13 protein-coding genes, 1 tRNA gene and 1 pseudogene are annotated in these 12,357 nt (G+C 64.7%); 14 read left to right on the top strand and 1 reads right to left on the bottom strand.

Translation table 11 applies throughout. From position 1 onward, the window contains the following. The 12 genes and pseudogenes from V6K60_RS04205 to V6K60_RS04150 form a co-directional block, all read left to right on the top strand. Window positions 1–240 (top strand): annotated as a pseudogene (locus V6K60_RS04205) (hypothetical protein); the annotation flags it as partial. Window positions 241–258: 18 nt separating this feature from the next. After that, the gene (locus V6K60_RS04200; protein ID WP_332449263.1) at window positions 259–492 is read left to right on the top strand and encodes a heavy-metal-associated domain-containing protein; all 234 of its coding nucleotides are present in this window, start codon (window positions 259–261) and stop codon (window positions 490–492) included. A gap of 308 nt (window positions 493–800) precedes the next feature. After that, a complete protein-coding gene (argH, locus tag V6K60_RS04195) occupies window positions 801–2,279 on the top strand; it encodes an argininosuccinate lyase (protein WP_332449261.1) in 1,479 nt (492 codons plus the stop codon). Beyond that, on the top strand, window positions 2,276–3,508 hold the full coding sequence (gatD, locus tag V6K60_RS04190) for a Glu-tRNA(Gln) amidotransferase subunit GatD (protein ID WP_332449260.1): 1,233 nt from the start codon (window positions 2,276–2,278) through the stop codon (window positions 3,506–3,508). The genes argH and gatD overlap by 4 nt, the downstream gene beginning before the upstream one ends. Further along, window positions 3,508–5,367, top strand: coding sequence for a Glu-tRNA(Gln) amidotransferase subunit GatE (gene gatE, locus V6K60_RS04185; protein WP_332449259.1), 1,860 nt, complete (start codon window positions 3,508–3,510; stop codon window positions 5,365–5,367). Before gatD ends, gatE begins: the two co-directional genes overlap by 1 nt. A gap of 103 nt (window positions 5,368–5,470) precedes the next feature. Beyond that, window positions 5,471–5,785 carry a DUF5350 domain-containing protein gene (locus tag V6K60_RS04180; protein ID WP_332449258.1) on the top strand — a complete coding sequence of 105 codons (315 nt, stop codon included), beginning with the start codon at window positions 5,471–5,473 and terminating at the stop codon, window positions 5,783–5,785. A 55-nt stretch (window positions 5,786–5,840) separates the two neighbouring features. Then, window positions 5,841–6,197 (top strand): hypothetical protein, encoded by a 357-nt coding sequence (locus V6K60_RS04175; RefSeq protein WP_332449257.1) that lies wholly within the window; start codon window positions 5,841–5,843, stop codon window positions 6,195–6,197. Continuing rightward, a complete protein-coding gene (locus tag V6K60_RS04170) occupies window positions 6,184–6,711 on the top strand; it encodes a nitroreductase family protein (protein ID WP_332449256.1) in 528 nt (175 codons plus the stop codon). Before V6K60_RS04175 ends, V6K60_RS04170 begins: the two co-directional genes overlap by 14 nt. Before the next feature lie 20 nt (window positions 6,712–6,731). Then, a complete protein-coding gene (locus V6K60_RS04165) occupies window positions 6,732–7,070 on the top strand; it encodes a DUF555 domain-containing protein (RefSeq protein ID WP_332449255.1) in 339 nt (112 codons plus the stop codon). Then, window positions 7,067–7,957 (top strand): carbohydrate kinase family protein, encoded by an 891-nt coding sequence (locus V6K60_RS04160; RefSeq protein ID WP_332449254.1) that lies wholly within the window; start codon window positions 7,067–7,069, stop codon window positions 7,955–7,957. Before V6K60_RS04165 ends, V6K60_RS04160 begins: the two co-directional genes overlap by 4 nt. 83 nt (window positions 7,958–8,040) lie before the next feature. Further along, window positions 8,041–9,783 carry a DUF2070 family protein gene (locus V6K60_RS04155; protein ID WP_332449253.1) on the top strand — a complete coding sequence of 581 codons (1,743 nt, stop codon included), beginning with the start codon at window positions 8,041–8,043 and terminating at the stop codon, window positions 9,781–9,783. A 50-nt stretch (window positions 9,784–9,833) separates the two neighbouring features. After that, entirely contained in the window at window positions 9,834–11,012 is a 1,179-nt protein-coding gene (locus V6K60_RS04150; protein ID WP_332449252.1) for an aminotransferase-like domain-containing protein, read from the top strand. A 7-nt stretch (window positions 11,013–11,019) separates the two neighbouring features. Here V6K60_RS04150 and V6K60_RS04145 read toward each other — a convergent pair whose 3' ends face one another. Next, complete coding sequence (locus V6K60_RS04145; protein ID WP_332449251.1) at window positions 11,020–11,649, bottom strand: hypothetical protein; 630 nt, start codon at window positions 11,647–11,649, stop codon at window positions 11,020–11,022. A gap of 71 nt (window positions 11,650–11,720) precedes the next feature. On the opposite strand from V6K60_RS04145, the gene V6K60_RS04140 reads away from it, so the two are divergent. Continuing rightward, window positions 11,721–12,131 carry a hypothetical protein gene (locus V6K60_RS04140; protein ID WP_332449250.1) on the top strand — a complete coding sequence of 137 codons (411 nt, stop codon included), beginning with the start codon at window positions 11,721–11,723 and terminating at the stop codon, window positions 12,129–12,131. Between the two features lie 103 nt (window positions 12,132–12,234). Then, window positions 12,235–12,319 (top strand) — tRNA-Leu (locus V6K60_RS04135). Window positions 12,320–12,357: the final 38 nt, after the last annotated feature.

Genomic DNA, 12,357 nt, shown 5'->3' with positions numbered 1-12,357 from the left:
TCGGATGTCGTCCTGATGAATTCGGATTTCAGTCGCCTGCCACATGCACTGGGCTTAACAAAAGCAACGGCTGCTAACATGCACCAGAATATTGTCATCGCAGTGGGAGTTGTGTTAGTCCTGCTTGCCAGTGTATTTTTAAGTGACTGGATGAACATGTCGATAGCGATGCTGGTACACGAAGCAAGCATATTGGTCGTAATTCTAAACGGAATGCGGCTTCTCCGTTACGGATTATGAGAATAAGGAGAGATGAAGATGAAGAAAGCAACGATTCAATTGGAAACATTGGCCTGCCCATCATGTGTCCAGAAGATTGAACAAGCAACAAAATCTCTGGCCGGTGTGGAAAAAGAGAGTGTAAAGGTGCTGTTTAACTCGAGCAAAGTAAAATTTGACTTTGATGCTGAGAAAACATCCATTGAGGATGTTGAGCGGGCCATTACTGCACTTGGATACGAAGTTATCAAATCTCAAGTTAAAGATAAGTGAACTACCCCGCCCTTCGGGGCGGGGCTTCCTGCTTTTCTCTATTGAGACCCGGTCCGCAGGGCCAACGGTGCGGAGCGCACCCGCTACCCCGAAAGGATTCGGATCTTCTCCGGCGTTCCTCTTGCTATTGATCGCCACATTGACGTCGCGATCATTGATGGATGCCGTGCGCGGGAGACCCTCCATTGTGATAACCACCATGATCCACTGCCCGGGGTGAACCGGAGAAGATCCAGAGCACCCATCCCATCCGGGCGTGGTTTTAATCCCTCCGGGAGCCAAACGGTACAGACAGGACTGTTGATATAATGCGTTCGGATCAGATTCGGCAGGGCCGTCTCGCCGGCGAACGTTCGGGCGATCTCGAGCACTTTCTTGCATCGATGGAGACCGACCGCTGGATCGCGGAGGCGGACATCCTCGTGGACATGGCGCACCTCCTCGGTCTGGTGCGGCAGGGAATCATCAATGAGGCCCCGGCCCGGGCGCTGATGGCGGCGCTCCTCGACCTCCACGACCACGGTATCCCGGAGGAGGCGTTCGACGAGAGGTTCGAGGACGTCCACGCGGGCAAGGAGGCCTACCTCATCGACCGGGTCGGCGAGGACTTCGGCGGCCGCCTCCACATGGGCCGGTCCCGGAACGACGAGGTCGCGACCTGCATACGGATTCGGCTCAAAGAAGAGATGATCGCCCTCGTGCGGTCGCTTGCCGACCTCCGGCGGACCCTCCTCGATGTCGCCGCCGCCCATACGGAGACGGTGATGCCGGGCTTCACCCACCTCCAGCACGCCCAGCCCACGACGCTGGCCCACTACCTGCTTGCCTACGAGCAGGCCTTCTCCCGGGATACGGCCCGGCTCCGGGAGGCGTATGCCCGGGTGGACGTATCCCCCCTCGGCTCAGCGGCGTTCGCCTCGACCGGGTTCCCTCTCGACCGCGCCTACACCGCGGCTCTCCTCGGCTTCTCCCGCCCGGCACCAAACAGCATGGACGCGGTCGCCGCCCGGGACTTCGCGATCGAGGTGCTTGCCGATACAACGGCCATGATGACGACGGCGAGCCGGCTCTGTGAGGAGCTCGTCCTCTGGAGCACGGCGTTCGTCGGGTTCGTCCAGCTCGACGACGCCTACTGCTCCTCCTCCTCGATCATGCCCCAGAAGAAGAACCCGGACGTCGCCGAGATCATGCGGGCGAAGGCAGGGACGGCTGCCGGGGCTCTCACCGCGGCGGTCACCATCGTCAAGGGCCTCCCCATGAGTTACAACCGCGACCTCCAGGAACTGACCCCTCACCTCCGACGGGGTGTGGAGGCCGCCCGGCAGAGCATCCCGCTCCTCTCCGGTATGATCGGCACCGCCACCTTCAACACGGGGCGAATGGCCGCTGAGGCGGGCAGAGGCTTCTCTACCGCGACGGAGCTTGCCGACGTCCTCGTCCGGGATTATGGACTTGCCTTCCGGACCGCCCACCGCATCGTCGGGCGGGCGGTCCGGCACGGTTCGCTCGACCTTGCTACGGTCGAGGGCGCCGCCCGGGAAGCGGCCGGCCTCTCGGTCGTGGAACGCGGCCTGAACCAGGAGCGGATCGATGCCGTTCTCGACCCGGCCCACGCTGTTGCGGTCCGGAGCATCACCGGCGGCCCGGCGCCCGCGGCGGTTGCCGTGCAACTTGCCGTCCAGCAGGAACTCCTCGCCGGGGACGCAGGCTGGGCGGAGGAGACCGATACCGCGCTATCACGCGCATATGAACACCTCATTCTCGAATCACGGAAACTGGTAGCATGACCGAGACACTTCAGACCGGAGACCGGGTGCGGTACGCGAACGGCGGAGCCGCGGTCACCGGCACCTACATCACCGAACGGGACGGGATGGCCGTCGTCAAACTGGACAACGGCTACAACATCGGGACATCCCCGGAGAAGATCGAGCGGGTCGGGCGAGCAGCCCCACAGCCGCCTCCAGGCGCCGGGGTCGTCGTCCAGAACCCCGACCTCCCGGACCTTGCCGTCATCTCCACCGGCGGGACGATCGCGAGCCGGGTGGACTACCGGACCGGGGCGGTGACGAGCCAGTTCTCGGCGAGCGACATCCTGCGGGCGATCCCCGAACTCGGGGAGATCGGTTGCTACCGGGACCGGCAGGTCGCGAGCATCCTCTCCGAGAACATGCGCCCAGGCCTCTGGCAGACCCTCGCCCGGGCAGTCTATGAGGAGATCCAGGCCGGCGTCGCCGGGGTGATCGTCACCCACGGCACCGACACGATGGCCTACTCGGCGGCGGCTATCAGGTTCATGCTCAAGACCCCGGTGCCGGTCATCTTCGTCGGGTCGCAGCGGTCCGCCGACCGGCCAAGTTCCGACAACGCCATGAACGCCCTCTGCAGCGCCGCCGTCGCCGCCAGCGACCTCGGCGAGGTGGCGGTGGTGATGCACGCGACGACGAACGACGACCGATGCGCCATCCACCGGGCGACCCGTGTCCGCAAGATGCACACCTCCCGGCGCGACTCCTTCCAGAGCATGGGGATGGAGCCGCTCGGCTACGTCGACTACCCCTCGCTCTCCGTCTCCCTCTCTGCCGAAGCGGTCCGGCGGGGGACGGAGGAGCCGGAACTGAGCGACGCGCTCGAAGAGCGCTGCGCGCTCCTCCACTTCTACCCCGGGATGCCTCCTGCGGTCCTCGACGCCTTCGAGGGCTACAGGGGCCTGATCATATCGGGGACCGGGCTCGGCCACGTGGCGACCGAATGGATCGCCCCGCTCCGGGAGATGATCGAGGGCGGGACGACCGTCGTCATGACGTCGCAGTGCCTGCACGGCCGGGTCTGCGACCGGGTCTACAACACGGGAAGAGACCTCATCGCCGCAGGCGTCATCGAGGGCGAGGATATGCTCCCCGAGGCGGCGCTCGTAAAACTGATGTGGGTGCTCGGGAATGAGAGGGATCCCGAACAGGCGAGCGTGCTGATGCGGACCGACCTTCGAGGAGAGATCCGGCGGAGGTCGATATAATGGACTACAAAGCACTCGGCCTCAAGGCCGGGATCGAGATCCACCAGCAACTCGACACGGCCGAGAAGCTCTTCTGCCGGTGCCCCACCTGCCTCCGGGATACCGCCGAGCGGACGGGTGAGTTCTATCGCTACCTCCGGGCGACGGAGAGCGAACTCGGCGAGATCGACCGGGCGGCGCGGGAGGAGATGCGGCTCGTCCGGAAGTTCTGCTACTACACCTATGACACGGTCTGTCTGGTGGAGCACGACGAGGAGCCCCCGACCCCGATGAACCCGGAGGCGCTCGAGGTCTCTCTCACGATCGCAAAGATGCTCGGCATGACCCCCGTCGAGCAGGTGCACACGATGCGCAAACTCGTCATCGACGGCTCGAACACCAGCGGGTTCCAGCGGACGGCGCTCGTCGCGCTCTCCGGCGCCCTCCCCGACGGCTGCCGGATCGAGACGATCTGCCTCGAGGAGGAGGCGGCGCAGCGGGTGAAGGACGAGACCTTCTCCCTCGACCGCCTGGGGATCCCGCTCGTCGAGATCACCACCGCCCCCTGCATGCACACCCCGGAGGCCGTCCGCGAGAGCGCCGAGTACATCGGGATGGTCCTCCGCTCGACCGGCAGGGTGAAGCGGGGCCTCGGGACGATCCGGCAGGACGTCAACATCTCGATCGCCGGCGGCGCCCGGGTGGAGATCAAGGGCGTCCAGGAACTCGACCTCATCGCCGAGGTGGTCCGGCGTGAGGTCGAGCGGCAGGTCAATCTGCTCGCCATCCGGGACGAACTCCGGGAGCGTGGTGCCCGGGTCGACCACACCGTCGTCGACGTCACCGCGCTCTTTAGCGAGACAGCGTCCTCCATCCTGAAGAAGGCAAAATCCATCCTGGCTGTCCGGCTCTGCGGGTTTGCGGGACTCGTCGGGCGGGAGATCCAGCCCGGCCGCCGTCTCGGGAGCGAGATGTCGGACTACGCGAAGAAGTGCGGGGTCGGCGGGATCTTCCACACCGACGAGCTCCCCGCCTACGGCGTCACCGCGGACGAGGTGGCACGCCTGCGCGAGTTCGTCGGTGCGAGGGAGTTCGACAGCGTCGTCATCGTGGCGGCGGGAAGAGAGCGTGCCGGCTGCGCGGCGGAGCAGGTGATGATCCGCGCAGAGATGGCGCTGTCGGGAGTACCCGAGGAGACCCGGAAGATGCTCGAAGAAGGGAGCACGGCCTACATGCGACCGCTTCCGGGGGCTGCCCGGATGTATCCCGAGACCGACGTCTTTCCCGTCGAGATCGACGAAGCACTCTGGGGGGGCATCACGGTCCCCGAGCTCCTCACCGACCGTGCGGCGCGGTTCGTCCGCGATTTCGGGCTTGACGAAGCACTTGCACGACAGATGGCCTTCTCCGAGCGGCTGCCCACGTTTGAAGCGGCCGTCGCCGCCGGTGTCCGCCCGACCATCGCGGCACGTACGCTCCTTGCCACCTGCCGGGAACTCGCCCGCGACGGCGTGGCCGTCGACCGGGTGAGCGAGGGGGAGATCCTCGCCCTCCTCTCGGCCGTCGAGGCCGGCCGGGCTGCAAAAGAGGCTATCCCGGACCTGATAACCGAACTCGCGCGGACGGCAGGCGAGGGTGCGGCAACGCCCCGCGAGCGGGTGGATGCGGCTATCGAGGCGATGGGCCCCGCCGTCTCGCGGGCCGACGTGGAAGCGATCGTGCACCGGATCGTAACCGAGCGGGAAGAGTTCGCCCGCGAGAAGGGGATGGGCGCGCTCGGTCCCCTGATGGGGGTCGTCATGCAGGAACTCCGGGGGAGCGTGGACGGGAAGGTCATCAGCGATATCCTCCGGCGCGAACTCAAGCAGCTGCTCTCGTGATCTCCGGCACGATCGCATCTGCCCCTGGATCCGGGCCGGTCCTGCCCGGACTCCAGGTTACTTTTATCACCGGGTCTGCTCATAATTATAGAGGAGTTCTATCATGGGAAAGACAGGAAGCGTTCAGTGGGCCCAGGTCAAGGGCGTGAAGGGACAGATACGGCTCGTCCCTGCAAGTGAAGGCGAAGTGAAGAAACCCGGCCCGAACCAGCGGTTCAAGGCAGCGGCTGATATCCAGAAGCGGGCAAGCCGGGAAGGGCAGGACCAGCGGCGCGGCGGTCGCGGCGGCCCACGTGGCGGTTCACGCGGCGGTCGCGGTGGCAGGGGAGGCGGCGCTCCCACGATGGACGTGCGGGTCCGCCGGGGCATACGGCGCGCCAAGGTGTCGGTTCTCGGGTCCAAGCAGAAATCGAGATAAACCGTCCTCTCTTCTCTTTCAATACTTTTTATACTTGCGCGTTCCAGTATGTGGTATGGATCTCAAAACCGCCGTCAAGACGTATCAGTTTGCCGAACGGGCGAAGTCCGAACTGATTGTCGGGTCGCAGCTGACGATAGCCCTGATCCAGTTTCCACTCCAGGAGAAGCCCGGTGGAAAACGGATGCTGGTGATGGTGCTCGAGTCTATCCGCTCGGAGCTTGAGTTTGCCTACGGCAGTACGGGACTTACTGAGTTTAAGAAGGCCATCGATCATCTCAACGAGGCGATCAGCCTGACCGAGAGCATGGAACTGGGCGCCGCCTCGGAGCGGATGAGCAGGGCCGTCAGCGCCGTCACGACCGCAGCCCAGGCGGCATGGGAAACGCTCAGCAAGCATGAACTCGTCTGAGTTTCTCCGTTTCTTAAAAGGACGGTCATCGGTCAGGAAATATTCCGGAGAACCGCTCGACCCGGAGGAGATCGAGTACATTCTCGCCTCTGCGAGCACGGCACCGAGTGCCGGCAACCGGGAGGCATGGGACGTCGTTGTCGTCACCGATGAGGACGTCCGGATGGAACTTGCGCTCGCGGCCTTCGAGCAGGTGCACCTCCGTGAAGCACCGGCGATCTTTGTGGTCTGTGCAAACTACGTCCGGTCCATGTCGCATTATGGGGAGCGGGGTATCCTCTACGCGGTCGAGGACGCCACGATCGCCTGCACGTATATGATGCTTGCCGCCCACGCCCGGACCCTCCACTCGTGCTGGACGGGGGCGTTCAACGAAGAAGAGGTCCGCGAACTTCTCGGCCTCCCACAGCATCTCCGCCCCATCGCGCTTCTTGCGGTCGGCAGGGGCACGCCGCCGCTTGAACCTATGAAGCGGATGCCGGTGGAAGAGCACGTGCACCGCGAGACCTGGTAGGATCTAACTTTGGAGAGATTATGCCGGATTATTTGGTTACGCTTGAGTCAGCGTGGATATTAAAAGACGTCAGTTCCTCAGACGATGCCGTGAGTATCGCGATCAGCGAGGCGGGCAAAAGGCTCAACCCTTCGGCGAAGTTCGTCGAGATCGAGGCCGGATTGAGCTGCTGCCCCTTCTGCGAGGGGGACCTCGACACTGCCCTTGTGGTGGCGAACACCGCCCTCGTCGGGCTCGTGCTCCAGATGAAGGTCTTCCGTGCGGAGTCCGAGGAGCATGCGGCCCGGATCGCGAAGTCGGTCATCGGGAAGGCGCTCCGCGACGTCCCGCTGAAGGTCCAGGAAGTGCAGGAGTTATGATCGCCGTCGTCGGACATACCGCCATCGACCACCTCTTCCGGGTGCCGAGACTCCCCGGACGACACAACTCGACCTATATCACCGACCATAAGGTCTACTTCGGCGGTGGGGCGGCGAATATCGCTGCCGGGATTGCGGTGCTCGGGGAGCGGTGCCAGCTCATCTCATCGGTCGGCGGCGACTTTCCGGGCAGCGACTACGACCTCTGGATGCACAACCTCGAGATCGTGCAGGACTTCACCGTCGTCAAAGATGCCCATACCGCGACCGCCTACGTCTTTACGGACGATGACGGCGACCAGGAGACCTTCTTTGAATGGGGCGCGTCCGTTGCGTTCTCCCGGGCGGAGGCTCCTGCTCTCGACTTCGTCCACATGGCGACGGCCGATCCCGAATTCAACGTCCAGGTGGCCCAGAAGAGCGAGTTCGCCTCCTTCGACCCGGGGCAGGACCTCCTCCGCTACACGCCCGACCAGCTCGAGATCATCCTCGCGAACATCGACATCCTCTTCTCGAACAACCACGAGATGGACCGGATGTGCGAGATGCTGGGTGTGGAGCGGGACGCACTCGTCGCCTCGGTCCCGATGGTCGTCACGACCCGGGGGGCCGAAGGGAGCCTCCTCTGCATGGACGGCGAGGAGCACCCCGTCCCGGCCGTCCGGGTCGATGCCGTCGACCCCACCGGTGCCGGGGACGGTTACCGGGCAGGCTTCCTCACGGCGTTTGAGAGAGGCTATGCCCCGCTTGACTGCTGCCGCGTGGGTGCGGTGGTCTCGTCGTTCGTCGTCGAGAGGATAGGCACCCAGACGAACCTCCCGGACTGGGACCGGATGCTTGAGCGGTATCGGAAGGTCTTTGTCGAACCGGGCGAAATATTCTCCTGAATTATGCGATATAACGCGTGGTCCGCCGGCAGCCTCCTGCCGGCTTCTGCCCACGGCCTGACAGCGGAGCCCGGTGGTGCCTGATGGAATCCGGCCCCGACGTGCGTGTCGAACGGTTGACTCGCTACATCTTCTCCGCCCCGTCCTGGCCGCGGTCGCTTGCGCTCATTCTTGTGCTCGGCCTCGTCATCGACGCCGCCACCTACCGCGTCGGGCACGAGTTCTTCCTGCTTGGGACGCTCGGCTTCACAGTCCCGGCACTGGTCGCCTTCCTGCTGACCGTGCCGCTGGTGCGGGCATCCGGCGGGCAGATCACCCCCAATCGCTCGGCGCTCCTCGCCCTGACCTGTACGGTTCTCGCGGTGATCCTGAGCCTCGCGCCGGTCCTGGTCTTCGGCCGCGGGATCTTTCCGACGCTTTACGCGGTCGCACTCGGCCTGGTCTTCGGTCTCCGGCTGCTGGTCCTCGTAGCCGTCGCCGACTACCGGATCACGCGGATGGTCCTTCCCGCGTTCCTCCAGAGCGCGGCAGGGATAGCAGTCGGCGCCTGGTTCTTCACGCCCGGGTTCGTCCCGTACGCCCTCCTCCTCCAGGCGGTCTTTGGGCTGGGCTTCGTCTCCCTGATCTGGTTGATCGAGCGGCCGCTGAAACGGGCGTTCCAGATCAGCGGGCTCAACTTCCTCAACACCTTCATCGCCCACCTGACCGACGGCTCAAAGAATATGGAGGACTTCTTCCGGGAGATCGGCGAGGAGGTCTACGTCCCGCAGATATCGCTCTTCTTCTCCCGTGATGCGGGGAAGAAGAATGTCCTCTTTACGGTCCCGAACGTCCATCCCGGGCCGATGGGCGACGTCGGCGGCGGCAACCTCCCCCGGATCCTCCACGATACGTTCCCTGAGGAGACGCTGGTCGCCCACGGCTGCGCCACCCACGACTTCAACCTGGTCTCGGAGAGCGAGATCGATAAGATCGCTTTCGCCGTTGAGGCGTCCCGAGAGGGGCTCACCTACTCTACGACTGCGAGCCGACCGGTCCGGGTGAGCTCCGGCTCGGTCTCGATCCTCTGCCAGCGGTTCGGGGACGCCCTCCTGATGGTGAGCACCCGGTCGCCAGAGCGCACGGAGGATCTCGATTACTCGATTGGCCTTGCGATCATGGCCGAAGGGCGGTGCGCCTTCTCCCACGTTGCGTTCGTCGACGCCCACAACTGTATGACCAGCGTGGGTTCCCCGGTCCTCCCGGCGACGAAGATCGCGACGGAGTACATCGCCACCGCGCGAAAGGGATTCGCCACCGCCCGTGACCTGCCTCTCGAATCTCTCGCGATCGGCGTCTCCCACGTCCGGGTCCCGTTCTCCCGCGAGCAGGGGTTCGGGTCGCTCGGGGTGCAGGTGCTGGCGACGGAGGTCGGTGGAAAGAGAGCGGCCTACGTCCTGATCGACGGGAACAACATGGCCGAGGGTGTCAGGGAGCGCCTGCGCTCGGTGGCGCTCGGTCACGCTGACGACGCCGAGATCATGACGACCGATACGCACACGGTGAACACGATCAGCGGGAAGAACCCGGTCGGCTACATGGTGCCGGCAGAAGAGATCGTCCCGTACGTCGAGCAGGCCATCGGTGAAGCGGTCGCCGACCTCGCCCCGGCCCGGGTGGGGGCGGCAACGGCCACGTGCGAGGGGATCGTCGTCTTCGGGTCGCAACGGGTATCGCAGCTCGCGAGCACCGTCAACGCGATGCTCGCGTTCATCGCCCCGATCAGTTTCATGATCCTCGTCCTCGCGTTCCTGCTCTCGATCGTTGCCTATATCGCGCTCCAGTGAAGCGACCTACATCCGGTACCTTTTCCTTTTTCGCGCCCCACCTTGATCTCATGAGGCATCGGTTCTCTGCTCGGATGGGACGGGTCCCTGAGTCGTTCCTCGGTGAACTCTTCCGGGTCTCGGCGGTTCCCGGAGTGATCTCGTTTGCGGGGGGCCTTCCGGGCTCGGCCTACATCGACGTCGAGGGGCTCCGGGACGCGGCGCGTGAGGTCTTCTCAGAGGAGGGGCGGACGGCGCTCCAGTACACGACGACGGACGGCTACCGGCCGCTCCGGGAGTTCATCGCCGACCGTTACCACCGGAGGCTCGGCCTTCCGGCGACGCCTGAGGAGATCCAGATCGTGAACGGCTCCCAGCAGTGCCTGGACCTGGTCGCGAAGATCTTCCTTGACCCCGGCGATGCCGTCGGGATGGAGCGGCCCGGGTATCTCGGTGCGATCGAGGCCTTCTCCCTCTACGAGCCAGTCTTCCACGCGGTCCCGCTCGAGGACGACGGGCCGGATATCGCGGCGTTTGCGTCGCTCGTGCGAAGTCATGCGCCGAAGTTCTTCTACGGCATCCCGAACTCGCAGAACCCCTCGGGGGTGACTTACTCGGAAGGGAAGCGCCGGGCCGTCGCGGAGATCCTCGATGGGACAGATACGGTCTTCTACGAGGACGATGCCTTCGGAGACCTCTTCTTCGACGGGAAGCCCCGGCTGCCGGTGAAGCGCTACCTCCCGGAGCAGACGGTGATCTCGGGGTCGTTCTCGAAGATCGTCGCCCCCGGCATGCGGATCGGCTGGCTCTACGCACCGGCGCCGATCCTCCGGGAGTTCAACGTGGCGAAGCAGGCGGCCGACCTCCACTCGAACTTCCTCTGCCAGGTGATCCTCCACCGCTACCTTGCGACCCACGATATCGACGCCCACGTCGCCCGGGTCGCGGCAATCTACGGCGAGCACTGCCGGCAGGTCTGCGACCTCCTCGACGACCTGATGCCGCTGGGGACGACGCACACCACCCCCGAGGGCGGGATGTTCATGACGGTGAGCCTCCCCGCCAGGGTCTCGTCGATGGAGGTCTTTTCCGAGGGTATCAAAGAGGGCGTCGCGGTCCTCCCCGGGGTTCCGTTCTACGTCGACGGCGGCGGGGAGGACACGATCCGCCTGAACTTCTCGGCGGCCGGCGAGGAGGAGATCGCGGAGGGGATCCGCCGGCTGGCCCGGGTGGTGCGGAGGCTGGCGTGAAGGCGGGTTACGGGTGGTTCGTCATGCTCCACGCCACGAGCCAGCAGCCAGCCAGGACGAGCAGCCCGTGAGCGATTCGGACCGCCGCTGGTGCGAAGAACTGCGGGAGGAAGAGCGCGAAGCCGAGGGCGAGGGGGATGCCGCTCCACGGGGGAAGGGTGCCTGAGCGCCGGATCGCGGCCCCGAAGAGGATGCTGCCTACCGCAAGAGCGATGAGACCCGCACCGAAGAGCCATACGCCTGCCCCGAACCGGACCGCGTCCGTGAGCGTGATGAGGAGTTCGACGCTGTTCTGCTCGATCGCCTCCCGGCCCACGGCGTGTAGTGCAAAGGCTTCGGCCCCGTAATAGGGGAGGATCAGCCCGACACCGGCCCAGGTCAGGACGAGCGCCGTGATACCCGTTCTTTCGGCCTTTGTCTCGCGGAGACGGCCATAGAGGCCGAGCAGGCCGAGCACGAGGAGGATGAACCCGACCATGGCGAGCGTGTGTGAGAGGAGCCAGGCGGGGGAGGCGAAGGCTTCGGCGCCGGCGAGCGTCGTTTCATCGGTGTACGGCCGGATCGCGGGATACGCGAAGAAGCAGGCGCCTGCGACCACGAGCGAGAGCGCCGCAAGATATGTTCTGGTCTTTCTCATCGATTTACCTTCGGTTTTTGTATTGATGCATGCAGCTGCTTTATATGGTGCGGTGCCTGTCCGGGAACACTATGGAACCCGAGTCTCGCCGGATGGCCGGCATCCTCCTGATCGTCCTGCCGGCCGTCGTGTATGGCGGCGTCAGCATCCTCTCGCTTCTGGTGAATGATCCCGCCTATATGGAGAATCCCTTGCGGGAGGCCCTGTGGCGGGCCGGGCATGGGCATGCAGGCGTCATCCTCGCGCTCGTGGCGCTCCGGTATGTGGACGAGGCGAATCTCTCGAACGGCATGAAACACGTCGTGCGGGAGTCGATCCCTCTCTCCGCGATCCTGTTGCCGCTCGGCTTCTTCCTCTCCGTGCTTGACCCCGGGGCGACGGAGCCGAACGCGCTGATCTACCTTGTGTACATCGGGGCGGTGGTCCTCGCCGTGGGGCTCCTCATCCTGGGCTTCGGGCTCGTCCGGAAGCGTGCGGGGTAGGCGGTCGGACGTCGCCATGATGGGGTGGGTTGTTTTCCATCGAAGGCCTGCCCGGAGATCGGACTTTATACTGCGGCGGACAATAGGTACTGGATCTTTTCGAGCGAGGGTAGCCAAGCCCGGCCAAAGGCGGTGGACTTAAGATCCACTCCCGCAGGGGTCCGTGGGTTCGAATCCCACCCCTCGCATTTTGAACTTCCAATGGCGAATCCCCCGGTTTTCCGGG

This window comes from Methanoculleus sp. (assembly GCF_036677455.1).
In the GTDB taxonomy this organism is placed as follows: Archaea; Halobacteriota; Methanomicrobia; order Methanomicrobiales; family Methanoculleaceae; genus Methanoculleus.
Note: the sequence above shows the minus strand (reverse complement) of the source record. Positions and strands in the feature narration are given on the sequence as shown.